Genomic DNA, 23,798 nt, shown 5'->3' with positions numbered 1-23,798 from the left:
CCGCACGTAGCATGGAGGTTTTTAAATCAAGTTGGACCCGCAAACAGCGGGTCCAACAAGTGGAGGTTTTTGTTATTTAGATTGAACGAATCACTGTTCAACCGTGGTAGCGCGACGCCGTGAAGTGGCGACTGCACCAGCCAGCAATCCGACGCCAGCAATCAGGGCAGCGACAGAGAGCAAAGCCGCATACTGGGCAACGGAACCGGTGCGAGCCAAAGAGCGGCTCAAGCTACCAGCTTCGCCAACGGTCTGAGCCCGATTGGCTTGCGCCTGCTGAGCAGGAGCTGCCTGCACAGCGGAAGTCTGCACAGCGGTGGCAGGAACCACGTTCGCGTTGACTGCCGGAGCTTCAGAAACTGCGGCATTCAGCAACGGCGTAGCCTGACCAGGAACCAATGCCGGACCGGCAGGTTCCGGAAGTTCGAACCACGTAACCTGTGGTTGAGCCGCAGGGTCAGCCGCCGGTGTCTGTTCGGTCTTTGCCATGGTCAGCAACGGAGCAGGAGCCTGAGGATCAGGTGCCGCCACCGGAGTGGAGACCGAAGCCATTGCGCTGTAATGAGGCACCACGTAAGTAACGGGAACAATTCGCGCCGGGGCAGGCTCAGGAGCCTCAGCCGGTTCGGCGGGGGCAACTTCCTCCGCTTCTGCCTGCGTTTCTGCAGGTTCGGTTTCTTCAGCGGGCTCAGTCTCGGTAGCAGGTCCTTCTTCGGCCGGAGTGGTCTGTTCCTCAGCTGGCTCGGAAACCTCAGTATTAGGGTCTCCAACAGCTGGAGTAGTTTCCTCCGCAGCTGGCTGCTCTATACCCGGTGCTGGTTCCGCTCCGAGACCCGGAGTAGCTTCTTCCGTGGCTTCTTCTGAGGTAGGAGGTTCAGCCTGAGTTTCCTGCGCTTCGGCAGTTTCCTCAGCACCTGCGACAGTAATGTTATTTTCAGTAGCTGTAGCGCCCGCCACTTCGATAGCGGGGTCAGCCTCAATGGCGGCTTGAGTGCCGTCGTCTGCGAAAGACGGGGCAAAGCCCATCATCGCTGCTATAAGTAAGCCGCCTCCTGCGGCGTAAAGCTTATGCGAGTTTTTCATAATAAGGAGACCTCCATGCTCCAGCGATACCCTGTATATCGCTCCTCGGTCGGTGCCTGACGGTTACCCGCCTGACAGCCAACCTGTACTCATAAGTATATTCTTTTTTGGCTTAGTGACGCGGATTGGTTGCTGTCCCAAGCACCCCAAAATTTGGTGAAATTATTCATTTCAGTAAGTTTTCAGCTGGGTGACAGGAAAAATCGCTGAATTATCAACATTCAAAACTCTTACAAGCGGTAAAAGATTACAGATTTATGTGAGCAACATCACATATCCGGGGTGTGGGCGGGAGTGTCATTTGACCTGACATTAAAATGATTTTTGTATTGACATTTAAACGTATCGGAAAAGCATTTTTTTAACATAATTGCACTTAGAGCCGTATTTCTCAGCCTGAAGTGTCTATTGTCTACTCAAAACACTGAGAAGGTAGAAAATGTCCTGTCCGACCACCAACTCATTTTTCACAGATACTCCGAAAAAACTCAGACATTCAGGAACGCTCGGCGAATTTAAGTGATTTCCCAGCTTGTCCACAGATTTGGGATTAACTCATGGTGGTTATCTCGCCGTAACAGCTAATCGTGCGGCGGTATTTGCAAACGTTTATGAACACGTTTTCAGACCTACCGTTGGTTTGAATTAATTGTTGATAGCGAACTTTGAGGAAAACATTTATTCTCAGCAATTCGGAAGCCAGAAACTTCCCGGCCGCCACCGCCGATAGTGGGAAAGCACTCGTTAAACAAACTGTCGGGCTGACAGGATTTGAACCTGCGACCCCTTGACCCCCAGTCAAGTGCGCTACCAAACTGCGCCACAGCCCGATTGCCCGAAAAGCAACATAGACACTTTACCCTATTGGCAACCGAAGGGAAAAACGCTGCCGTCCCGGACGCTTGAAAAAGCAATAATTCATTAGAAAATCGCGGAAAATCCTTAGCGACCTTTCCGCTTTTCGCGCACCCGCACTCCGATGCGCACCGGGGTGCCCACAAAACCGAAGGTGTCCCGCAGGCGGTGTTCGATGAAACGCCGGTATTGCGGATCTAAGAATCCGGTCGTAAACAGGACAAAACGGGGCGGACACACCCCCGCCTGGGTGGCGTAGAGGATACGCGGCTGTTTGCCGCCTCGCAGCGGATGGGGATGCGCCGCGACCAGTTCACCCAAAAACGCATTCAAACGCGAAGTGGGGATACGAATCGTCCACCCCTCTAATGCGGCTTGCAACGCCCGAGTAATCCGGTTCGTGTGCCAGCCGGTCTTCGCCGAGATGTTAATCTTTGGTGCCCAAGACACGTGCGCCAGATCCGACTCTTGTTCGTATTTCAACTCGCCCTGGCGGTATTCGTCCACCAGATCCCACTTGTTGTTCACCAGCACTAAGGCTCGGCCCGCATCGACGACTTGGTTCACGACCCGCACGTCTTGTTCCGTGAGAGGTTCTCCCCCGTCCAACAAGACCAGCGCCACATCAGCGTTTTCGATGGCAGCTTGAGTGCGCAGCACCGAGTAGTAATCCGCTCCCACGCTGCGCTTGACCCGCCGACGCACCCCCGCGGTGTCTACAAAAACCCACTGCTGCCCGTCCAGCTCCAAAACCTCATCCACCGGATCACGGGTGGTGCCGGGAACTTCTGAAACCACGGCTCGTCCCGCCCCGGAAAGGGCGTTGAGCAGTGAGGACTTGCCTACGTTGGGTCGACCCACGAGGGCGACCCGCGGCGTAGAGTCCTCAGCACGAGTCACCGGTGTGACCCCAGTCTCAGGCAGCACCTGCAAAATGGCGTCCAGCAAATCCCCCGTCCCGCGCCCATGCAGGGCAGAAATCGGGTAGGGCTGACCCATGCCGAGGTTCCACAAGGCGGCGGCATCGGCCTCTTGCCGCTCCGAGTCGACTTTGTTGGCCACCAGCAGCACCGGCTTACCGGAACGGCGCAACAGCTTCATTAAACGTTCATCGGTGGCGGTCGCCCCCACGTTCGCGTCCACCACGAACAGAGCGGCATCAGCCAGGTCAATCGCGATTTCGGCCTGATCCGCAACCGCCCGGTCCAGCCCGGAAACCCCCACGTCCCAGCCGCCGGTATCAACCAGGTGGAAGTTGCGCCCGTTCCAGTTTGCATCGTAAGTGACCCGGTCCCGCGTCACTCCCGGTTCGTCCAGCACGACAGCTTCACGGCGCCCCAAAATGCGGTTCACCAGGGTGGATTTGCCGACATTGGGACGGCCCACCACGGCGAGGGTCGGCCAGTTTGGGGTGGCGGGCAATCCGGCAGCGTCCAGCGTCAGGTCCCCGGAGAGCAAATCCAAGTCCTCCGGCTCGAGGTCGTAATCTTCCAGACCCTCGCGCAACATCGCTTCCCGCGCCGCGTCTGCCGGGTCTACCGTGCCATCATCGACAAAGTTTTCGTATTCCATTTCCGGAAGTTCACCGCTGGGCGCAACCGGATTGGTCTGGTTTGCCGCTGTCGAGCCCCCGGCGTCTCCGGTGGTTTCCTCAGTCATTTTCCCCCCGTGCGTTACTGCCTGGCCAGAATCCTGGCCAAGTCTCAATTCGTTGCCTGATCAATCAGACGCATAACCGTATCTAAAGTTTGCGACACGCTCAAATCGGTGGAGTCCACCGTGGTCACCCCATCGGCGGCCACGTGGAAAGAAGTGACTTTGGCATCGCGGGCATCGCGGTCCAAAACCAGGGAGCGTTCCCGGTCCAAAGTTTCGCTGTGGGCATCACCTTGATCTTCCAAAGCCCGCCGACTGACCCGCGTCTCCTCATCAGCCGTCAAAAGAATCCGCACTTGTGCCTCGGGTGCTACCACGGTGGTGATGTCCCGGCCTTCCACCACGATACCGCGAGTGGATTCGCGCGCCTGAGAGATAATCTCGCGCTGCAGCGCAATCAGCGTGGTACGCACTTCCGGCACGCTCGAGACGGCGGACACAATGGTGTTGATGTGGTCCGTGCGAATCACGTGCATGACATCCACACCGTCCACAAAAATCCTGGGTGCGTGGGGAACCGCGTTGATGGTGAATTTCATGGTCTGCACCGCTGCCGCGATGGCTGCGGAATCATTGAGGTCCACGCCGCGGTGCTCCACCCCCCAGGCCGCGGCGCGATACATCGCTCCCGTATCGAGGTATCCCAAATCGAGAGCCGCCGCCACGTTGCGCGAAATGGTGGATTTGCCCGAACCGCTGGGTCCATCGATGGCGACCACTACCCCGCGTCCCAAAATTTTTTCGCGCAATGCCTCATAGTTCGCGTATTCCATGCTCCCCTACACTTTCCAAATATTAAGCAACGCTCCAGTATTCCACAGTGAAACCGGTAACGCCCTAAGCAAACCTATCTTACCGGCAAAAAGGGCTTGTTATGACCCGTTATGCCAAAAAACTGCGGTACCGCGCCCCCGGTTCAGACCTCTGCCAGCGACCAGCCCTGCTTCGCCAGATGTTCCATCAGCGGCTCTACCGAAGCCGGCGTGACGTACAGGTAGGCCAGCCCGCGTGCTTGCCCCAAAGAGTGTTCCAGGCGGAAATCCTCCACGTTGATGCCGGCTGACCCCACCTCGTTGAACAAACGTCCCAGGAAACCCGGCTCGTCCGGGACCAGCACTGCCACCACCCCATACTTCGAGGCCGCATCACCGTGCTTGCCGGGAATCCGGCCCACGCCCTCGTTACCGCGCACCAACACGGTATTAATGGCGCCTACGGCGGGAGAATTCCAGGCGGTGCGCACGGCAGTCTGAGAGGGGTCACAAGGCCGGGTGGGTGGGATTGTTTCGGTCGGATTACCGTCCGGGTTGCCGGCTTCGCGAGGGCCTTCCGGGCTCAGTCCGGCGATGAGAGCCTGCAGGTTACCTTGCAGCTCCACCAGGATTTCGCGCACCGCGGTTTCGTTGCCTGCCAAGATAGCGTTCCACAGCCGCGGGTCAGAAGCCGCAATGCGCGTCACATCGCGCAAACCGCCCCCCGCTAGTTCTAGCGCGGCCGGAGGCGCCGTCACCAGCAGGCCCGCCATCAGGGACGACACCAACTGCGGCACGTGCGAAACCAACGCTACCGCCCGGTCGTGCTCGTCAGCGTCCAAAGTCAACAGGAACGCACCCAAGTCCGTCCCCAAAGTTCGCGCCGCCAACACCACATCAGGGCGGGTCGTCTGGTGCGCCACCACCACCCAGGGACGGCCCGCAAATAAGTCCGCGGTGGCGGCCCCTACTCCGTTCACTTCCTTGCCAGCCATGGGGTGTACCGAGCAATAGCGCGGCGCCGCGGCACTATCCCCCGCCACGACCTCGTGCACCACCGCATCCTTCACGGAACTGACATCAAACACAAACGCCGCGGGAAACTCCCGCAATGCCGCCAAAACGACACCGGCGGTCACATCGGGAGGGGTCGCGACCAACACTAGTGAAGGCGCGGGCAAACCCTCACGCCAGACCCGGCCGGCTCCCAGGCTCTCACCCAAAGCCATCGCGGTCGGGGAAGCGTCCCGCAGGTAAACGTCCACTCCCGCACGACGCAGCGCCAAACCAACAGACCCCCCGATTAAACCCGCGCCGATAATTAAAACCGGCCCGCGCGTACCGACCACGGCGACACCGGGCTGCGGGGTGGAATGCGGCAAAGTTTCGCTCATAGTCCCACCATTTCTTGCAAGGTAGCCAACTCGTTGCCATGCAGCAGCCGGAACTGGCCTTCTTTGAGACCGTCCAAAGTCAGGTTGGCGATGCCGGTGCGAGTCAGGGCGGACACCGGGTGGCCCACCTCAGAGAGCAGGCGGCGCACCACGCGGTTCTTGCCCGAATGGAGTGTCAGCTGCACGATTGATGATCCTTTGCGCACTTCGATGAGCTTGAATTTATCAACTTTCACCATGCCGTCCTCCAGCTCGACCCCGCGGCGCAACACCTTACCCAAACCCATCTTGACCTGGCCTTGCACCACCGCAACATAGGTTTTCGGGACTTCGTAGGACGGATGCATGATCCGATTCGCCAACTCACCATTGTTGGTCAACAGCAGCAATCCCGCCGTAGCTGCATCCAATCGACCCACGTTATAAACCCGCTCGGGCAGTTTCGTCACCCAGTCCCCGATGCAGGGACGATCGTCCTCGGGCTGCATCGAAGACACCGTGCCAACAGGCTTGTGAAAAGCCCAGACCTGCAGGACCGTATCGGTGTGAATCCGCTGACCGTCCACCGTAATCCGGTCCGTGGGCAGGACTTTTACCCCCATTTCGCGCACGGTTTCGCCGTTTATCTGGACGCGGCCTTGCGCAATCAGGTCCTCGCTGGCCCGCCTGGAGGCGACACAGGCGCGGGATAATACCTTTTGGAGACGCTCGGGTTCGCTGGTGGCTTCGGGGCGGGTCTGGTTTTCAGTTTCCGGCTCGGACAAGGGCGTGTCGTCACTGGTCACGGTATTTTTGGTTTCCGACTCAGTCATCTGTACTGCTTTCTGTGTCATTGATTTCGCTGTCGTCCGCGCTGCGTTGGGTTTGAGCATCCCACAGCATGTCGGCCGTTTCCGCCGCCAAGACCTGAGACAAATCGGGGTTAGCCGGCATATAGGGAGCTAAGGGCGGCAGCTGATCCAGGCTGTCCAGTCCGGTCTGTTCCAGGAAAGCCGCGGTGGTGCGGTACAGCAAAGCTCCAAGGTTCGTTTGGCCGCATTCCTCGATAAGCCCGCGCGCCGCCAGGTTACGCATGACCGAATCCACGTTCACACCGCGAATGGCGGCAACTTGGGCGCGGGTACAGGGCTGTTTGTAAGCCACCACCGCCAACGTTTCCAACGCCGCTTGTGAGAGTCGACCGACCGAACCCAAGGTGACGAAACGCTGCACCAAGGTCTGAAACCGCGGCGCCACGTAGATACGCCACCCGCCGCCGACTTCCCGCAGCTCAAATCCGCGCGGGCGGCCGAATAGGGCTCCCTCCCCGCCTTCACCGCGATATTCCGCAGCCAACCCCTGCAGGGCGGCGTACACCTCTGTTTCCGGGGTCTGCAAGGCTACGGACAACACGTCCGCGCCTACCGGCGCTTCGGTAATCATCAAAATCGCTTCCAGTGAAGCCAATAATTCTTGGTCGTCGCTCATTCCCATTCGTCCTCAATCTGGGGTTCGGTCTCGGTTTCGCTGGAGCCGACCCAGGTTATAACTAACTTACCTAAAGGATTTTCCTGGGTAAAACTCAATACCCCGGAGCGATACATATCCAGCAGGGCCAGGAATCGCGAAATGATTACCGGCAGCGTTTTGGCGTCTGCCACAAGTTCTTTAAACGTGATGGTGCGGGCATCTTTCAGACGCTCGGTCAGCACCGCAGTCTGCTCATGAACCGAAACGAGCGGATCATGCAGATGGGCGACCAGGACTTGCGGAGGCACCGCGTACAGGGTGCTGGCGGCGCGGCGAGCCAACTCCTCGGGGTCAATCTGGGTTTTCAGTTCCGCCAAGACGTGTTTCAAAGCCGGCTCGTCTCCCGGCACGCGTCCTGTCACCAGTTGAAAGGCCTCCAGCTGCTCCTCGACAAAGTTCGAGGCTTCTTTGTAGGTTTGATATTGAATGAGCCGGGAAATCAGCAAGTCCTGGGCCTCTAGGAGTTCCAGATCCTCCTCACTGTCGGTCATGCCCGGCAAGAGCCGCGCCGCTTTGATATCCAACAGAGTTGCCGCGATAACCAGGAATTCCGTCGCTTCGGCCAGATTGGGCCATTTGTCCAGGTAAGCGAGGAAATCCGCGGTCACTTCGGCGAGGGCAAAAGCGGTGATGTCCAGTTTGCGTTTCGCGACCAAGTCCGCCAGCAGGTGAAACGGCCCGGTGTACTCGGGTGAATGGACCTCAAAAGCGGGGGTGTCCGCCGTGTCCAAGTCTGTCGGTTCTTGGTTGTCCGGGGCCGTGTCGGGCAGGTTCGGGTCAGGGTTAGGCGACATAGCCCTTAGCTATCACTTCGCGCGCCAAGCGGCGGTAGGCTTGGGCACCTTCGTGGGTGGGGGCAAATTCGGTGATAGGTCGGGTCGCCACGGTAGAGTCGGGGAACTTCACGGTGCGTTTGATGACGGTAGAGAACATTTTGTCTTGGAAGGCTTCGAGCAGGCGTTCCTGAACTTCCTTGGAATGCAGGGTTCGCGAGTCCACCAACGTCGCCAAAATACCGTCTAACTGCAGTTTCGGGTTCAACCGGTCACGTACAGTTTCAATGGTTTCCATCAGCAGCGCCACTCCGCGCAGGGCGAAAAATTCGGTAGATACCGGAATAATCACCCCGTGAGCCGCCGTCAAAGCATTGACCGTGAGCAAACCTAGTGACGGCTGGCAGTCAATAATAATCGCGTCATATTCCGGTTCTACTTCCCGTAGCACCCGAGCCAGGATAGATTCCCGGGCCACTTCATTTACCAGTTGCAGCTCCGCGGCGGAAAGGTCAATGTTGGCCGGAATGATGTCGAGGTTTTCCGTGCTGGTGTGGTGAATAACATCAGCAGTCGTCAAGTCGCGGTGCGGGCCGACCATCAGGGAATAGATAGTGGTGTCCATCTCGTGACCGTTAATGCCCAAACCGACCGAGGCCGCGCCCTGCGGATCGAAATCTACCAGCAATACTTTGCGGCCGTATTCTGCCAAAGCTGCCGCCAAGTTGATGGATGTCGTAGTTTTGCCAACCCCGCCCTTTTGGTTACACATGGCTATAATCCGCGCCGGACCGTGGCCTTTGAGAGGCTTCGGAACGGGGTACTCTTTATCCGTATCGGGAACAGGCATCATCGCGGGTTGGTTAGCATTCACCTTTACAGTTTACCCAAAGTTGTCCCTTGATATACCACCACACCACCGCGATGGCTCACTCGCTTCGCGATGCCCCTTCCTGCTTGGAGCTCCGGCAGCGCGACGTCCCCCAGACGTCGCTTTTACGCCGCCTCCGCCGTTAACGCGCACGGGGGTGTGCTGAAGCGTAGACTTCCCGGAGCATGTCGTTTGAGACTTTCGTGTAAATCTGGGTGGTAGTAACCGAGGCGTGACCCAGCAATTCTTGTACCGCCCGGACGTCTGCGCCGCCCTGCAATAGGTGCGTGGCGAAACAATGCCGCAGGGTATGAGGACCAACCGGGACCGTAATTTGGGCGCGCTGCGCCGCGGCCTGGATAATCGCCCAGGCACTTTGCCGACTGAGAGGCCGCCCCAAAGTATTCAAAAAGACCCGCCCTTGTGAATGACCTTTTTCTGCCAAGCCCGGGCGCACCCGCACCAGGTACGCTTCCAGGGCATCTTTGGCCAGGTGACCCAACATGGACAGGCGTTCCTTGCGGCCCTTGCCAAACAGACGCACCAGCGGGATCTCTTCATCGAGGTCTATATCGTCAACCGCCAGATTAACCGCCTCGGAAATCCGGGCTCCCGTCGCGTAGAGGAACTCCAGCAGCGCCCGATCTCGCAACGCATTATCGTCGCTGGGCGCACTAGCGGCTTCGAGCAGGGCCTGGACTTCCTCCACGGTCAACACCGTGGGCAGGTGTGTGCTGACCTTGGCAGGCGCTATGCCTTTCGTCGGATTCGAGCGAGCCGCCCCGGTTTCGTAGGCATAGCGATGCCAAGAGCGCACGCTGGCGATGGCACGGCGCGCCGAGGAGGGCGCCACCGCGGCATAATCGGCAAAACCTGTCTCCAACGCACGTACAAACGCCTCCAAAACCGGCAAGGTCACCTCATCGAGACTGTTGACACCGTTAGCGACCAGGAATGCCACGTAACGCCGCAAATCCCGAGTGTAGGCCGCTACGGTATGCGGGGACGCGCCGCGCTCCACCGCCAGATAGTCCAAGTAGGGTTGGGGGTCCAGCCGTTCCGGATACGCAAAATCGGGGGCAGGTCGCGAGCCCATATCCTCCCCCTTTCACCCGGTTTTTTTATAGTATCGAGTGACGGGGACAAAATCCGCGAGCATCTATCCGACTTTCCGATAATTTAGGTGATGAGTTATGACATTTGTGGCAAGTGAACTGGACAAACAGGCGATTAACGCCGCCAAGGCTCTGGCGGCAGACGCGGTAGAAAACGCCGGTAACGGGCACCCGGGAACCCCAATTTCTCTGGCTCCCGCCGCTTACCTGCTCTACCAGTATGTGATGCGCAGCGATCCGGCAGACCCCTGGTGGCTGGGACGCGATCGCTTCGTTTTGAGTGCCGGACACGCCTCGGCTCTGCAGTACGTGCAACTGTTCCTGGCTGGCTACGGGATAGAGCTCGAGGACCTGAAAAAGTTCCGTCAATCGGGCGGGCTGCTGACCGGACATCCCGAATACCGTCACCAGCCCGGTGTGGAAGTCACTACTGGACCTTTGGGCACCGGCATCGCGGCCGCGGTCGGCATGGCGATGGAACAACGTCGTCTGCGCGGGCTGCTAGACCCGGACGCGGCTCCCGACGAAAGTCCCTTCGACCATCGCATTTATGTGGTATCCGGGGACGGCTGCCTGCAGGAAGGCATCAGCTACGAGGCGATGTCTCTGGCGGGTACCCAGGAACTCGGAAACCTCATCTATCTGTATGACGAAAACCGGATTTCTATCGAGGACGATATTGAGATTGCCTTCACTGAGGATATTCGCGCCCGGTTTGAATCTCAGGGTTGGCACTACCAAGAAGTGTCCTGGGTGCAAGACGACGGGTCTTACGTGGAAAACCTGGAGGCCCTATTTGCCGCGTTCGAGGCCGCAAAAGCCGAAACTCACAAACCCTCAATTATTAAGTTGCGTACCATTATTGGCTGGCCCTCGCCGAACAAACAGAATCAGGGTGGCATTCACGGCTCCGCTCTGGGCGCTTCAGAGTTGGAGGGTCTCAAGACCGCGCTGGGACTGGACCCCGCTAAGATGTTCGACATTCCTGGCGAAATTGTCGCTGCGACCAGGGAAAACGTCGCGAGGCGCGCCCGGGCTTTCCGAGCCGAGTGGGACCCGCGCTTTGCCGCTTGGCAGCAATCCCACCCGCAGCAGGCCGCGTTGTTGAAACGTCTGCAGGACGGGGAACTGCCCGCCGATGTGGAGTCGGCGTTGCCGCAGTTCGAGCCTGGCAGCGCAATCGCCACCCGCGCTGCCTCCGGCAAGGTCATCAATGCTTTGGCTGGCGTGCTACCCGAGTTGTGGGGTGGCAGCGCGGACCTGGCAGGCTCCAACAACACCGCCATCGCCGACGAACCGTCTTTTGCTCCCGCTGATCGCGCCACAAAAGCGTGGACGGACGTCAGCGAATGGGGACGCAACCTGCACTTCGGGGTACGCGAGCACGCTATGGCCGGGATCCTCAACGGCATTGCCACCAGCGGTTTAACCCGCCCCTACGCGGGGACTTTCCTGGTGTTCTCGGACTTTATGCGCGGGGCGGTGCGCCTCTCAGCGCTGATGAAGCTGCCGGTCACGTACGTGTGGACCCACGATTCTATCGGGGTTGGCGAGGACGGACCGACTCACCAGCCGGTAGAGACGCTGACCAGCTTGCGCGCCATTCCGAACCTGGCGGTGGTACGTCCCGCGGACGGCGCGGAAACCGCTTATGCCTGGTTAGAGATTATGCGGCGGCGCGGCCCGGCCGGATTGGCGCTGAGCCGTCAAAAGTTGCCCAATCCCGCACGTGGGGCGGACACCGGCTTGGCCAGCGCGAACAATGTGGCGCGCGGCGGTTACGTGCTGAAAGACTTTGGGGACAATCCCGCGGTCATTTTGCTGGCTACAGGTTCTGAAGTCGCTCTGGCTTTGCAGGCCGGAGAACAACTGGCTCAGGAGGGCGTGGCGGCTCGGGTCGTTTCCCTGCCGTGCCTGGAGTGGTTCGAAGAACAGGACGCGGCCTATCGGGAATCGGTCTTGCCCGCGTCAATCCGCGCCCGGGTGTCCATCGAAGCCGGACTGGCGATGCCGTGGTATCGCTATCTGGGCGACGCGGGGGCAGCCGTCTCGGTGGAAACATTTGGTACTCCGGCAAGCGGTGCGGATAACTTTGCCCACTTCGGGTTCACCGTGGAAAACGTGGTCGCGAAAGCGAAAGAGAGCCTGGCGAAAGCCTAGGCAAAAGCCCCAGAGACCACTGGAAGCCCCGGAATATTCCGGGGCTTCCACTTATAAGATTTAATGCGGCTTACTTTTGAGCCGGAGCGGGGCTGGTCGGCAAAGCCGGGGTCGGATTGGCCGGAGCCGTAATGGGCGCGGTAGGCGTCTGATTAGCCTTGGCGTCAGGCGCCGCCGGCTTATCCATGGTGAAGGCGAACAGCACGATGGCAAAAAGCCACACCAGAGACACCACCACGGTCAAAATATTCAGGTTACGCTGACCCACGCCGGAGGAGGACATAGCCGAAGTCAAGCCACCGCCGAACATATCGGACATACCGCCGCCTTGACCCTTGTGCATCAAAATGGACAAAACCAGCAGCAGAGAGGTGATAACCAAAAGCACCTGTGCCACGATGTTGAAAGCAAATAACATGTTTTCCTCTGTGTTTATCTGTTCACGAACTCAGCCTTGAAATGATACCACGACCCGGGTATTAAGATGATTTCGTGACCGCAACACCCAAAGATTTATCCCCTCTCAGCGCCACCACCGCTGTCTTTATCGGTGGCGCACTAGGGTCGTTGCTGCGCTGGGGTGGGTCTTTGGTAGCCCGTAGTGTGTCGTCCTCGCCAAGCTGCCAGGGCCTTTGCCGGGTCATTGTCGGGGGCGGCGGAGTCAACATCGACACCTGGATTTTGAACCTCATTTCGGTGGTGGTGCTGGCATATTTGACGGGTCGTTTGGTGTCCAATCCGTATCGTCACCGCACCCAAGCCCTGAAGCTGACGGTTGGCACCGGATTTTGCGGTGGACTGGGGACTTACGGGGGTCCGGTGTGGCAGATTGTGGTTTATCAACAGTTTCACCTGGGGCATCTGCTGGAGCTGATTGCCATGTTTGCCGTGGCTCTGCCGGTGGGATTGTTTGCGCTGTGGCTGGGGACCCGGCGGGCTTTTGTGTCCGGCGATATCTACCGCGACTCTCCCGCCGACTTTACGCTGCCCAACGCTAACGACCCAACCTCCCTGCCGCCCTTGTCCGCAACGGATTCTCCCGCCGAGTCGTCCACGGAGTCTTTGGAAAACGCCCCCACCCGGCCTTCTGACCCCAAGCCAGCGCGAACCAGCGCCACCAGCACGGGGAGGTCAGCATGATTCCACTTTTCATAGCCCTCGGCGGAGGACTGGGCGCGGCCGCCCGCTTTGGCATAGACAAGCTCGCCACGCACCTCATCGACAAGTTACGCGACCGACGCAGCGCGAAACACCCTAGTGAAACCGTGACCGGGAAGCGCTTGTGGGGCGGCTGGGGAATTATTTTCGTCAACATCACGGGATGTTTCCTGGTGGGCTGGGTCGCGACCTCACCGTGGCTCGATGTCGTCATGGGCGGGCCGTTGCAAGCCCAGCTACCCACGCACACGTTGGCGGACGTGCTACAGGCCGGGTTCCTGGGGGCCTACACGACATTTTCCACCGCCATCATGGACACTATAGGCTATACCTGGAAGCCCAAGTTTGACTTTGTGTACGCCGTGAAAGCCACGCTGCTGATAGGTGTGGTCATTTTTATCTGTATCGGCGCGGCACTGGCGGGCGTGGCGCTGAACACTGGCGTTTTCGTCCTGCCGAACCTGCATTCCTAGGGGTATCAGCGACAAGCTCTAACACGGCACCGAGAGGACTTCTGATGGGTCGGGTGTTGGGCATCTGCGCGCCGGATTTTGTCACGTCTAATCACATAAAAACCCTGTACTTTTGAAGATTCTAGACGTAAAATTATGCTATAGCGCTCTGTACAAGATGAAGAGAAAGTGAGGGAAGCTAACATGGACATTTTTGGCATTAGACCTCATGTTCCTCCTCCAGATTATTTGATGGTTAATTCCACTCAGATAAACTCAGCACCGAGTTTCAAGATTGATAGCCTAAATCTAGGTTCACTGATTACTGACAATGTAGAAATTAGCGATGCTGCTAAATTGGCCGCAGCGGCTTTTGAGGATTTTGCGAGCGTAGACAACATATTGCGTCGTGCCGATAATTCTTTACACGCTTTCGCAAAGGAATATGCCCGGCGGCGCGATTTGATAATTAAGGCTGGACAAACTGATGAGACCTACAAAGCGAATCAAGCGAAACTGATTGCCGCTCTCGATACCGCGATGCGAGATCGAGTTTCAGCCTTCGCTGATGACTGCGTGACACTGATCGGTAACGTAGCTTCTGCGATCTCGACTGGGGACGCGGATTTGGTGCAATCTGGCTGGGTGCGAGGCTACCAAGGAAGCGAAAAACTCTGGCTTTCAAGCTCTGAAGAACGAGGCATTAAGGCTGATATCAAAGAAATGTTCTCGCTAGCGATGAAGTCCGGGAGCGAGTCCGTGTCAGCAGGCAAGAACGAAATTCCAGCCTCTAAAGGCCAATTCTTAGCCTCTTCAGATTTTGCGGGGCGCTCTTTCTACCGAAAGCTGGAGGATTTTTCAAGTGCGACAGTCAATAAAGAGCAAACTCGCTGGGCTATGAAAAGAACCGAGGAAGGTCAACGTCTTTTCCGGGCAATCAACGATCAAAGAGCAGCTCGATATTCGGATTTGCAACGCATCGACCTCAAAGCCTTTCAATATGATTGGGAATGCTTTATTGTCGATATGGAGGATACCTCGGCTATTGACAAATTCTCTGGCGGTCTCAAAGCCATTTTGAGTCGATTCGATGAGGCAGCGAGCGTACACAAGAGACATAGTGATCTCGAATATGACCAGAGCCCAGCTGTGGACGAGTCAATGAAAAAAGTTGCGGAAAAATTGGATCCCAAGGTTCTTGCTGCGGGGACAAAGACCTTTGAGAAATATGCTCCACGCCTAGCGCTATTTGTCGATAAACTGTCCGATTCTCAAAAGTCTTTGCTCGGAGTCATGTATCACGATGCCGAAACTCTGGGGACAAAAAACGCTTTTAAGAAAGTCGACGCATTCGCGAAAGCTTTGGCGACTAAAAACTTTTATGGTTTTAAGTTCGAGCCGCTCAGCAACCCCAAGAATCTGACCGTGTTAAACCTTTTGCAATGGTTCAATGATGACGAAGCGAGCACGGGAATCCCGAAGGATCGCGCTTCACAGAAGTTGACAGCTTTCGAGAGAAAGGCGCTAATCACCCAAAAATACCTTCCTCACCTGGTAGTTGGCAACGAGATAACCCAAGATGAGCTTGCTCACGCCCTGTTCAAACTAGGCAAAGCCGACGAGGTTAAGAGATTGAATCTGAAATACTCTAAATAGCATTACCGCTCAGGCAGTGATGACTGGCTGGCATCATAAAAACTTCCTCGGCTTTTTCCGAGGTCGCGGTCTCATCGGTGTCGATAGCACAGATAGGCTCACACGCTACCACGCACTTGGCGGCTAGCCAATAACGCCAAAACTGTAGCCCTGTGCGACAAAGTAGTCGATAATGCTGGGCAGTGCCGCAACGGTAGCAGTTTTTGGCGCCGAATCGTGCATCAACACGACTGCCACGTTTCCGGTATGCGGAACCTGTGAGCGCATCCGATTCAACAGCTGGTTGGCATTCAACGACCGGATCAACGCGTCCCCGATTTCCACGTTCCAATCTATCCACGTCATTGCGCGTGAAGCCATCAACTGGTTACAAGGTCCCATGCCGCGCCACGACATCTGTCCTCCCGGATACCGGAAAGCGCCGGTCCCCCACTGGGGACCCAAAATCGAACGCACCGTATCGACCGCCCGGGCGTAATCTGCCCCGACATTCGCCGGCGAACACACGCGCCGAGGGTATAGATACTGATAGTTATGCGAGGCGGTATGCACCGCCACCGCATGACCATTGAGCAGTTCTTGGCGCAAAATCTGTTGGGTAGCGGCACTGCCCAGCTGGTTTGTCGCCACAAAGAAAGTGGCGTGAACTCCGCGGCTCGCTAAAGTCTGCAGGTTCTGGGCGGTGTTGGCGGAGGGTCCATCGTCAAAAGTCAGGAACACGACTTTTTGTTGGGGATAGGTCGGCGAGGCTTGGCGGCGCAATAGCCAGTCCTGCACTTGCCCAGCCGGATAAACGTAGCTTTGCGCGGCATAGATGTGGTTTTGTCCAGGAACTATATCCGTGGGCCGCACCGGTGGCGGGCACACTTTTCCTGTCGCCTCATTCGACACGGCACCGGTGCCACCGAGGAAAATCTTAATCCCCACAGTCGAAAGGCGCTTGACTACCGGTTGGCTGTTGCACGTCGGCCCGCTGAGCAAAACCGGCAGCCCCGCAGCTTTTGCCAAAACCGCCCCGAACAAAGCATCCGGGAAGTTCAGGGCCGAAGTTACCAGCGCCCCGGAAAAGCCTTGACCCCAGAACTGCTGGGAAACATTAAATGCCGTATCGAAACGGTCAGTTCCACCCACAGGCACCAGGGAAACCCCCGGCAGAGATTCCCGGAGCTGGGCTGAGGCGTCGGAAGGGAGTTTTTTCCCGATGACGTAAACGGTTTGGGGTTTCAGGCGTTTCAGTTCTGTCACAGTTGTGGCATCAAATCCCGCGGGGTTGCTCAGCAACAGCGGCGCTCCCAGGCGGGCCGCAGCCGGTCCCGCCACCAGCGCGTCAGGGAAATCGTTGCCGGAAACCAACATCACCGAATCAGTTTCCGAACCCCAAAAATGCTGCGAAACCGCTGCTGCTGTCTGGTATCGGTCCTCTCCGGAAACTCGCAGCAGCTTCGCGCCAGGCAGGATTGTTTCCAGGCGGTTTTCCATCCCCATATCGATTGCACCCGAACCTCCCACCAGCAGGATTTGCTTCGGATTGAGACGTTTTAACTCAGCCGCGGTCGATGGTGGCAGGCTGGAGTGAGCGGTCAGCAACAAGGGTGCGCCCAAACGCGCCGCGGTGGCGCCCGCCACCAGACCGTCAGGATAATTTTCCCCGCTGACCAGCACGGCTGTGCCCGCCGAAACGGGAAAAATCGTGCGGCTGATTTTAACGGCAGTTTCGTACCGGTCCGCTCCGTCCAGACGTTGCTGGTTAGCCACCTGGACCGAAGGAAGGGCTTGGGGCGTTGTCTCAAAATCCAACGTGGTTGCGTTGGCCGCGGAATATGCCCCACCAGATGAGGCCACGAACAGTACGGCTGCCAGCAATCCTGCCTTTGCGTTCATGATTGAGATTCCTTCCACGATGACGTGCAAAATTCACTATAGCTTTGTTTTGCTGTGGGATGCCACCCCCGCGATGCGGTCAGTCAGAAAGAAAAATTTTCCCGGGGAGACTACTGATTATCAATAGCCTCCCCGGGAGAGTTTTAGGGTGTGTGTGCCGTGGCGTTACTCACCGAGGCGGCAAATCTTGCCAAATTCTTCGGCTTTCAGAGAAGCTCCGCCGACCAAGCCGCCGTCCACGTTAGGTTGAGCCATGAGCTCGGCCACGTTCGCGGACTTCACCGAACCGCCGTAGAGGACGCGGATTCCATCAGCGGTTTCCTGACCGTAAAGCTCCGCCAGCTTGGCGCGGATAGCCCCACAAACTTCCTCAGCGTTTTCCGGGGTCGCGGTCTCGCCCGTGCCAATCGCCCAGATAGGTTCATAGGCGACCACACACTTGGCGGCGTCCGGGGTAGGGATAGCGTCAAAAGCGGCTGCAATCTGCGCCAAAACGTGCTCAACGTGCTTTCCAGCCTTACGCACCTCCAGAGCCTCGCCGCAGCAGATAATCGGTACCATACCCGCCGCCAGAACCTTGCGCGCCTTTTCATTAACGACAGCGTCGCTTTCCTGGTGATATTCGCGGCGTTCCGAGTGACCCACCACCACATAGGTGCAGCCCAGCTTGGTCAGCATCGCGGTGGACACTTCGCCGGTGTAGGCACCGTTGTCGTGAGTGGAGACGTCTTGCGCGCCGTACTTAATCTTCATATCGTCACCATCAATGGTGGTCTGTACCGAACGAATGTCGGTAAACGGCGGAATGACTGCCACTTCCACCTTGCTAAAGTCGTGACGATGATCTTGCAGATCAAGGTTCAGCTGATTGACCAACTGAATTGCCTCGAGGTGGTCGAGGTTCATCTTCCAGTTGCCTGCCATCAGGGGAATACGTGCCATGCTTAGGCCTCCAATACTTCAATACCGGGCAAAACCTTGCCCTCCAACAATTCTAGTGATGCTCCGCCACCGGTTGAGATGTGGCTGAACTTGGACTCGTCAAAGCCCAGCTGGCGCACCGCTGCTGCGGAGTCCCCGCCGCCCACGATGCCAAAGGCAGTGCCGTCCTGCAATGCCTTTGCTACCGCTTTCGTGCCGCCCGCGAAAGCCGGGAACTCGAACACACCCATCGGGCCGTTCCAAGCCACGGTCTTTGACTCGGCAATCTTCGCGGCAAAGAGTTCACCCGATTTCGGCCCGATATCCAGGCCCATCTGGTCCTCAGGGATAGCATTGGCGGCCACTACGGTCGCCGGGGCGTCAGCCTTAAACTCGGGAGCCACCACGACGTCTACCGGCAGCACCAGTTCAACGCCGTTTTGTTTCGCCTGATCCAGGTAGCCTTTCACGGTGTCAATTTGGTCGGATTCCAACAGAGACTTGCCTACCGCATATCCTTGCGCCGCCAGGAACGTAAACGCCATACCGCCGCCAATCAGCAGGGTGTCGGCTTTTGTCAACAGGTTCGCGATAACGCCGAGTTTGTCGGAGACCTTCGAGCCGCCCAGCACCACCGTGTAAGGCCGTTCCGGATTCTCGGTAGCCTTGCGCAGGGACTCAATTTCCTTTAACACCAGGAAACCAGCCGCTGCGGGCAGCAGTTTCGCCACGTCATAAACCGAGGTTTGCTTACGGTGCACTACCCCAAAGCCATCGGACACGTAGCAGTCCGCCAACGCCGCCATTTCAGCTGCGAAAGCAGCGCGTTCGGCGTCGTCTTTCGAGGTTTCACGAGGGTCGAACCGGACGTTTTCCAGCATAAGGATTTCGCCGGTGGCCAGGGCGGCAGATTTCGCTTCCGCGTCCGCACCGGTCGTGTCCGCAGCCAAAGTGACCTTGACCCCAATCAGTTCAGCAAGGCGCTGCGCTACTGGAGCCAGAGAAAATTCGGGCATAACCTGGCCTTTAGGACGCCCCAGGTGAGCCATAGTGATAACTTTCGCTCCGCTGTCCAGCAACTTTTGCAGGGTGGGCAGCGCCGCGCGGATACGCCCATCGTCAGTAATGACGCCGTCCTTGAGAGGCACATTAAAGTCGCAGCGCACCAAAACGCGCTTGCCGCTCAAATCTCCCAAGGAATCGATAGTTTTCAGCATATTTATTCCTTTCCTTAAACACTAGGAAAATGCGAGAGGACGCCCGCAAATCGCGTAGAAATGCAGGCGTCCTATCTCACTCAAAACTCCTGAATTAGAGCTGCTTGCCCATGAACATGGTCAGGTCAACCACGCGGTTAGAGTAGCCCCATTCGTTGTCGTACCAGGACACGCACTTAATCATGTTGTCGATCTGCTTGGTCAGCGGTGCATCGTAAATGGATGAGTGCGGGTCGGTGACGATGTCGGTAGAAACAATGCCATCGTCGTTGTAAGCCAAAATACCCTTCAAAGAGCCCTCGGCAGCAGCCTTCATCGCGGCATTAATGTCATCGATAGAGCAGGACTTCTTCGGGATGAAGCTCAAGTCGGTGACGGAACCGGTAATCACCGGCACGCGCAGGGCGTAACCGTCGAGCTTGCCCTTCAACTGGGGAAGCACCAGGGCGACCGCGCGAGCAGCACCGGTGGAAGTCGGCACAATGTTTTGAGCCGCAGCGCGGGCGCGACGCAAATCCTTGTGCGGAGCGTCGTGAATGCGCTGGTCGCCGGTGTAGGCGTGAATGGTGGTCATCAGACCGTAGTCGATACCGAACTCGTCGTCCAGGACCTTGGCCATGGGGGCCAGGCAGTTCGTGGTGCAAGAAGCGTTAGAAACCACGTTATGCTTTGCCGGATCGTAAGTCTCATGGTTTACGCCCATGACGAAAGTCGCATCCACGTTGCCCTTGGCGGGAGCGGAGATAATGACTTTCTTGGCGCCGGCCTTAATGTGGGCGCGAGCCGCGTCTCCATCGGTAAAGAAGCCGGTGGATTCAATCACAATATCCGCACCTAAATCGCCCCAAGGCAGGTTGGAGGGGTCGCGCTCTGCCATCGCGGCAAATTTCTTGCCGTCAACGGTAATGGAATCGTCATCATAGGTGACTTCTCTGCCCAGGCGGCCGGTCACCGAATCGTATTTCAACAGGTGAGACAAGGTATGGTTGTCGGTCAAGTCGTTCACGCCAACAATCTCGATGTCCGCGCCCTGCTCCAGGGCGGCGCGGAAGAAGTTACGACCAATACGGCCAAAGCCATTAATGCCAACACGGACAGTCACAGTTTCCTCCATCTTGTGCAACTCTGTGCACATGTAGGTTCTTTAGTTATTCAATCCCGGCAGTGAATGCACTGCGGAACCCGGTCAAAAATGTCGACCAGCCCTTAAAACCTACCTGAAACACACCTATAAATCATCAGAAATCGCAGTTAATTTCGCTCTTATGCGCCAAAACCGTCCCGTAAATCCCGAATTATTAATTCACGGCGCACCCGTTTCTACACCGCGGACCCGCGGGCCGAGCCCCTTGGCGGGGGACAAAACCGCAAACCAACCCGAAAAAGGACGTAGGATTCAGGTATGACCAAGATTGATGTTTTTTCTAAAGATTTGCCCGCCCTGTCCACTCCCCTGGTGCTTGCTGTCGCCAAAGAAGGCAAGGAACTGCAGGTTCCCACTTTTCCCGCCCTGCGGGATTTTGCCCGCGCTGCCGGAGTGACCGGAAAGCTCGGAGAGGTCAACAGGGTTCCCTCCCCGCATGATTTTTCCGCCGCGTTCGTCGTGTTTGTCGGAGTCGGCTCACCGAAAAATACCGCCGAAACGCTCCAGAACTTCCGCGAAGCGGCCGGCAACGTGACCCGTAGTGTGTCCAGTGAAGAACTCGCTTTTTCTTTCCCCACAAAGAACCGGGAGGAAGTCCTGGCCACGGTCGAGGGGGCGCTTCTGGGGGCCTATCGTTTTGGAAAGTATCAGTCCAAACCAGCCAAAACCCTGAAAACTCTGTGTATTCCGGCACACGATGCTCTCAGCGATACGGAGCGGGCCCAACTGCAAACTACCGTCAAGGCGGTCACGCGAGTCCGCGACCTGGTGAACACTTCCCCTTCCGAGCTGTACCCCGAATCTATGGCCAAAGCGTTCCAGAAAGCCAGCAAGAACCTGCCGGTCAGCTTTGAAAAGTGGAGCTACCGTGACCTCAAGGACCAGGGCTTCGGCGGCCTCGTCGCGGTAGGGAAAGGCTCCAAGCGCAAGCCCTGCCTGGTGAAGTTGACCTACGCGCCCGAGGGAGCGAAAGCGCATGTCGCCCTGGTTGGCAAGGGCATCACTTTCGATTCCGGGGGCTACAGCTTAAAACCGAGCACTTCCATGGTCACCATGAAATCGGATATGACCGGCGCCGCGACCATGGGAGCGGTGTGCTTAGCGGCGGCGGAAATGGGTCTGCCTGTGAAAGTCACGGCGTGGCTGTGCTTGGCGGAAAACTTGGTCAGCGGCAACGCATCGCGGGTCGATGACGTCATTACAATGAAAAGCGGGAAAACCGTGGAAATCACCAACACCGATGCGGAGGGACGTTTGGTGCTGGCAGACGGTTTGACTATGGCGGTGGCGCAGCATCCCGACTTGGTCATTGACATGGCCACCCTGACCGGCGCCCAGAGAATTGCTTTCGGTACTCGCATGGCCGGGGTGATGGGATGTCAAAAGGACCGGATTCGCGATGCCTCCATGGCGGTCGGGGAACCGGCTTGGACGGCGCCGCTGCCGGAATACCTGTTGGAGCACTTGCATTCTGACGTGGCTGACATCGCGAATTCTTCCTCGAAACGCGAAGCCGGCATGCTGGTGGCCGGGATTTTCCTGGAACAGTTTGTGGGCGACACGCCGTGGGCACATATCGATATTGCCGGTCCGGGCTTTAATAGTGGTTCAGCCTGGGGATACACCCCGAAAGGCGGTACTGGTTACGGGGTGCGTACCCTACTGCGCGTCATTGCGGAAATGGGTCGCTAACGGCAGTTTTCTCTCACTCTGTTTGCATTAACACATGTAAAAGGTTTAGTGAAAGAATGAATCTGCTGAGAAATTTGTTCCTTTGACAGAACTGGAGTTGAACATTGAGCGAAGAACAATACGATGTAGTGATTTTAGGCGGCGGAAATGGCGGTTACGCTTGTGCTTTGCGAGCAACTTCTCTGGGAATGAGCGTCGCCTTGGTCGAAGCGGACAAAGTCGGCGGCACCTGTTTGCACCGCGGTTGCATACCGACCAAGGCTTTGCTGAGGGCCGCGGAAGTTGCTGATACCGTGCATGAGTCCTCGGATTGGGGCATCTCCTCTGCTTTCAACGGCGTCGATATGGCTAAGGTGCTGGAATTCCAAAGCGGAATCATCAACAAAATGCATCGTGGCCTGTCCGGGTTAATTAAGAGTCACAAGGTCGAGTTCGTCAATGCTCGCGGCGTGCTCAGCGGGGTCGATACGGTCACCGCTGGAGATCGGGTACTCAAGGGCAAGAACATCGTATTGGCCTCCGGTTCGGTCACCAAGACTTTGGGGATGAACCTGGGCGGGCGCATAATCGGTTCCGAGCACGCCCTGTTCCTCAATCATGTTCCCAGTTCAGTAGTCATTTTGGGCGGCGGGGTCATTGGCGTCGAGTTTGCTTCCGTATGGAAGTCTTTCGGGGCGGACGTGACCATCGTTGAGGCTTTACCGCACCTGGTGCCAAACGAGGACGAGGACATTTCTAAGGGCTTGGAAAAGGCGTTTACAGCGCGCGGGATTAAGTTCATGACTAACACCCGGTTTAAGAACGCTATAGAGGACGGGTACGGGGTAACGGTCAACACCGAGGACGGTCAGACTCTCCGTGCTGATTACCTGCTGGTAGCGATTGGACGCGGCCCGAACACAGCGAACATGGGTTACGAGGCACAGGGCATCCCGATGGATCGAGGTTTCGTATTGGCCAACGAACGCCTGCACACCGGCGTGGGGAATATTTATGCAGTCGGAGACATTGTGCCCGGTCTGCAGCTGGCACACCGCGCCACAATGCAAGGAGTTTTCGTGGCTGAGGAAATCGCGGGACTGAACCCGCGTGTCGTGCCCAATGACAACATTCCGCGCGTAACGTTCTGTGAACCCGAAATTGCCTCCGTGGGCTTGACCGAAGCGAAAGCTAAGGAAGTTTACGGCGCGGACAATGTCATCTCGAAACAGTCCAACATGTTGGGCAATGCAAAGTCGCAAATGCTGAAAGCGGCCGGGTTCGTGAAACTGGTTCAGGTCAAGGACGGTCCGATTGTGGGCTTCCACGCCTTGGGTCAGCGTATCGGGGAACAGATTGGTGAAGGACAGCTCATTGTGAACTGGGAAGCTGATGCCGAGGATTTGGCTTACCTGATGCACACCCACCCGACCCAAAACGAGATGATTGGTGAAGCGGCGATGGCTTTGGCTGGCAAGCCGCTGCACGGCTGAAACTTCGGGAAAGTCAATCAAAGGAGAAAGACGAAAT

Annotated in this window: 20 protein-coding genes and 1 tRNA gene; 6 read left to right on the top strand and 15 right to left on the bottom strand. The window is 57.4% G+C overall.

The features are described from left to right. Window positions 1-90: 90 nt before the first annotated feature. The 10 genes from Q0V70_RS02570 to Q0V70_RS02525 all read right to left on the bottom strand — a co-directional run bounded on the left by Q0V70_RS02570 (window position 91) and on the right by Q0V70_RS02525 (window position 9,989). Entirely contained in the window at window positions 91-1,083 is a 993-nt protein-coding gene (locus Q0V70_RS02570) for a hypothetical protein (protein ID WP_297588046.1), read from the bottom strand. Window positions 1,084-1,839: 756 nt separating this feature from the next. Continuing rightward, window positions 1,840-1,913: transfer RNA gene (locus tag Q0V70_RS02565), tRNA-Pro, on the bottom strand. A gap of 112 nt (window positions 1,914-2,025) precedes the next feature. Further along, on the bottom strand, window positions 2,026-3,597 hold the full coding sequence (gene der, locus Q0V70_RS02560) for a ribosome biogenesis GTPase Der (RefSeq protein WP_297588043.1): 1,572 nt from the start codon (window positions 3,595-3,597) through the stop codon (window positions 2,026-2,028). Between the two features lie 44 nt (window positions 3,598-3,641). Beyond that, entirely contained in the window at window positions 3,642-4,367 is a 726-nt protein-coding gene (gene cmk / locus Q0V70_RS02555) for a (d)CMP kinase (RefSeq protein WP_297588040.1), read from the bottom strand. 143 nt (window positions 4,368-4,510) lie between these two features. Next, window positions 4,511-5,740: a prephenate dehydrogenase gene (locus Q0V70_RS02550; protein WP_297588038.1), complete on the bottom strand. Its 1,230-nt coding sequence runs from the start codon at window positions 5,738-5,740 to the stop codon at window positions 4,511-4,513. Then, window positions 5,737-6,573, bottom strand: a complete 837-nt coding sequence (locus tag Q0V70_RS02545; RefSeq protein ID WP_297588035.1) for a pseudouridine synthase — start codon at window positions 6,571-6,573, stop codon at window positions 5,737-5,739. Before Q0V70_RS02545 ends, Q0V70_RS02550 begins: the two co-directional genes overlap by 4 nt. After that, a complete protein-coding gene (scpB, locus tag Q0V70_RS02540; protein WP_297588032.1) occupies window positions 6,545-7,213 on the bottom strand; it encodes an SMC-Scp complex subunit ScpB in 669 nt (222 codons plus the stop codon). The genes Q0V70_RS02545 and scpB overlap by 29 nt, the downstream gene beginning before the upstream one ends. Further along, window positions 7,204-8,043: a ScpA family protein gene (locus Q0V70_RS02535; RefSeq protein ID WP_297588029.1), complete on the bottom strand. Its 840-nt coding sequence runs from the start codon at window positions 8,041-8,043 to the stop codon at window positions 7,204-7,206. Before Q0V70_RS02535 ends, scpB begins: the two co-directional genes overlap by 10 nt. After that, complete coding sequence (locus Q0V70_RS02530) at window positions 8,033-8,875, bottom strand: ParA family protein (protein ID WP_282922652.1); 843 nt, start codon at window positions 8,873-8,875, stop codon at window positions 8,033-8,035. The genes Q0V70_RS02535 and Q0V70_RS02530 overlap by 11 nt, the downstream gene beginning before the upstream one ends. A 160-nt stretch (window positions 8,876-9,035) precedes the next feature. Next, window positions 9,036-9,989, bottom strand: coding sequence for a tyrosine recombinase (locus Q0V70_RS02525; RefSeq protein ID WP_297588026.1), 954 nt, complete (start codon window positions 9,987-9,989; stop codon window positions 9,036-9,038). A 97-nt stretch (window positions 9,990-10,086) separates the two neighbouring features. Between Q0V70_RS02525 and tkt the strand changes: the two genes are divergently transcribed. Beyond that, window positions 10,087-12,168 carry a transketolase gene (tkt, locus tag Q0V70_RS02520; protein ID WP_297588023.1) on the top strand — a complete coding sequence of 694 codons (2,082 nt, stop codon included), beginning with the start codon at window positions 10,087-10,089 and terminating at the stop codon, window positions 12,166-12,168. 70 nt (window positions 12,169-12,238) lie between these two features. Here tkt and secG read toward each other — a convergent pair whose 3' ends face one another. Beyond that, the gene (secG, locus tag Q0V70_RS02515; protein ID WP_297346386.1) at window positions 12,239-12,586 is read right to left on the bottom strand and encodes a preprotein translocase subunit SecG; all 348 of its coding nucleotides are present in this window, start codon (window positions 12,584-12,586) and stop codon (window positions 12,239-12,241) included. Window positions 12,587-12,660: 74 nt separating this feature from the next. Between secG and Q0V70_RS02510 the strand changes: the two genes are divergently transcribed. From Q0V70_RS02510 to Q0V70_RS02500, 3 genes are all read left to right on the top strand, one after another. Next, the gene (locus Q0V70_RS02510) at window positions 12,661-13,308 is read left to right on the top strand and encodes a CrcB family protein (RefSeq protein ID WP_297588021.1); all 648 of its coding nucleotides are present in this window, start codon (window positions 12,661-12,663) and stop codon (window positions 13,306-13,308) included. Then, complete coding sequence (locus Q0V70_RS02505; protein WP_297588018.1) at window positions 13,305-13,799, top strand: CrcB family protein; 495 nt, start codon at window positions 13,305-13,307, stop codon at window positions 13,797-13,799. The genes Q0V70_RS02510 and Q0V70_RS02505 overlap by 4 nt, the downstream gene beginning before the upstream one ends. A gap of 183 nt (window positions 13,800-13,982) precedes the next feature. Further along, on the top strand, window positions 13,983-15,434 hold the full coding sequence (locus tag Q0V70_RS02500; RefSeq protein WP_297588015.1) for a hypothetical protein: 1,452 nt from the start codon (window positions 13,983-13,985) through the stop codon (window positions 15,432-15,434). A gap of 123 nt (window positions 15,435-15,557) precedes the next feature. Here the strand turns inward: Q0V70_RS02500 and Q0V70_RS02495 are convergent, their stop codons facing one another. The 4 genes from Q0V70_RS02495 to gap form a co-directional block, all read right to left on the bottom strand. After that, a complete protein-coding gene (locus Q0V70_RS02495) occupies window positions 15,558-17,315 on the bottom strand; it encodes a cell wall-binding repeat-containing protein (protein WP_297588013.1) in 1,758 nt (585 codons plus the stop codon). Window positions 17,316-17,480: 165 nt separating this feature from the next. Then, window positions 17,481-18,257 (bottom strand): triose-phosphate isomerase, encoded by a 777-nt coding sequence (gene tpiA / locus Q0V70_RS02490; RefSeq protein WP_004010716.1) that lies wholly within the window; start codon window positions 18,255-18,257, stop codon window positions 17,481-17,483. 2 nt (window positions 18,258-18,259) lie between these two features. After that, window positions 18,260-19,450, bottom strand: a complete 1,191-nt coding sequence (locus Q0V70_RS02485; protein ID WP_297588603.1) for a phosphoglycerate kinase — start codon at window positions 19,448-19,450, stop codon at window positions 18,260-18,262. A 97-nt stretch (window positions 19,451-19,547) separates the two neighbouring features. Then, entirely contained in the window at window positions 19,548-20,555 is a 1,008-nt protein-coding gene (gap, locus tag Q0V70_RS02480) for a type I glyceraldehyde-3-phosphate dehydrogenase (RefSeq protein ID WP_297588600.1), read from the bottom strand. Between the two features lie 300 nt (window positions 20,556-20,855). Between gap and Q0V70_RS02475 the strand changes: the two genes are divergently transcribed. Both Q0V70_RS02475 and lpdA read left to right on the top strand, forming a co-directional pair. After that, window positions 20,856-22,289, top strand: a complete 1,434-nt coding sequence (locus Q0V70_RS02475; protein WP_297588009.1) for a leucyl aminopeptidase — start codon at window positions 20,856-20,858, stop codon at window positions 22,287-22,289. A 104-nt stretch (window positions 22,290-22,393) separates the two neighbouring features. Then, window positions 22,394-23,761, top strand: coding sequence for a dihydrolipoyl dehydrogenase (gene lpdA / locus Q0V70_RS02470; RefSeq protein WP_297588006.1), 1,368 nt, complete (start codon window positions 22,394-22,396; stop codon window positions 23,759-23,761). Window positions 23,762-23,798: the final 37 nt, after the last annotated feature.

The organism is uncultured Mobiluncus sp. (assembly GCF_947087965.1).
Classification (GTDB): domain Bacteria; phylum Actinomycetota; class Actinomycetes; order Actinomycetales; family Actinomycetaceae; genus Mobiluncus.
This window is presented reverse-complemented; position numbering and strand designations above follow the sequence as displayed.

What these genes read in the sequence shown, in the direction of transcription:
- Q0V70_RS02475 (WP_297588009.1), top strand. Translation starts at nt 20,856, where the DNA reads ATGACCAAGATTGATGTTTTTTCTAAAGATTTGCCCGCCCTGTCCACT.
- Q0V70_RS02500 (WP_297588015.1), top strand. Translation starts at nt 13,983, where the DNA reads ATGGACATTTTTGGCATTAGACCTCATGTTCCTCCTCCAGATTATTTG.
- Q0V70_RS02570 (WP_297588046.1), bottom strand. Translation starts at nt 1,083, where the DNA reads ATGAAAAACTCGCATAAGCTTTACGCCGCAGGAGGCGGCTTACTTATA.
- Q0V70_RS02495 (WP_297588013.1), bottom strand. Translation starts at nt 17,315, where the DNA reads ATGAACGCAAAGGCAGGATTGCTGGCAGCCGTACTGTTCGTGGCCTCA.
- Q0V70_RS02530 (WP_282922652.1), bottom strand. Translation starts at nt 8,875, where the DNA reads ATGATGCCTGTTCCCGATACGGATAAAGAGTACCCCGTTCCGAAGCCT.
- scpB (WP_297588032.1), bottom strand. Translation starts at nt 7,213, where the DNA reads ATGGGAATGAGCGACGACCAAGAATTATTGGCTTCACTGGAAGCGATT.
- Q0V70_RS02505 (WP_297588018.1), top strand. Translation starts at nt 13,305, where the DNA reads ATGATTCCACTTTTCATAGCCCTCGGCGGAGGACTGGGCGCGGCCGCC.
- Q0V70_RS02525 (WP_297588026.1), bottom strand. Translation starts at nt 9,989, where the DNA reads ATGGGCTCGCGACCTGCCCCCGATTTTGCGTATCCGGAACGGCTGGAC.
- secG (WP_297346386.1), bottom strand. Translation starts at nt 12,586, where the DNA reads ATGTTATTTGCTTTCAACATCGTGGCACAGGTGCTTTTGGTTATCACC.
- Q0V70_RS02535 (WP_297588029.1), bottom strand. Translation starts at nt 8,043, where the DNA reads ATGTCGCCTAACCCTGACCCGAACCTGCCCGACACGGCCCCGGACAAC.
- Q0V70_RS02550 (WP_297588038.1), bottom strand. Translation starts at nt 5,740, where the DNA reads ATGAGCGAAACTTTGCCGCATTCCACCCCGCAGCCCGGTGTCGCCGTG.
- tpiA (WP_004010716.1), bottom strand. Translation starts at nt 18,257, where the DNA reads ATGGCACGTATTCCCCTGATGGCAGGCAACTGGAAGATGAACCTCGAC.
- Q0V70_RS02545 (WP_297588035.1), bottom strand. Translation starts at nt 6,573, where the DNA reads ATGACACAGAAAGCAGTACAGATGACTGAGTCGGAAACCAAAAATACC.
- tkt (WP_297588023.1), top strand. Translation starts at nt 10,087, where the DNA reads ATGACATTTGTGGCAAGTGAACTGGACAAACAGGCGATTAACGCCGCC.
- der (WP_297588043.1), bottom strand. Translation starts at nt 3,597, where the DNA reads ATGACTGAGGAAACCACCGGAGACGCCGGGGGCTCGACAGCGGCAAAC.
- cmk (WP_297588040.1), bottom strand. Translation starts at nt 4,367, where the DNA reads ATGGAATACGCGAACTATGAGGCATTGCGCGAAAAAATTTTGGGACGC.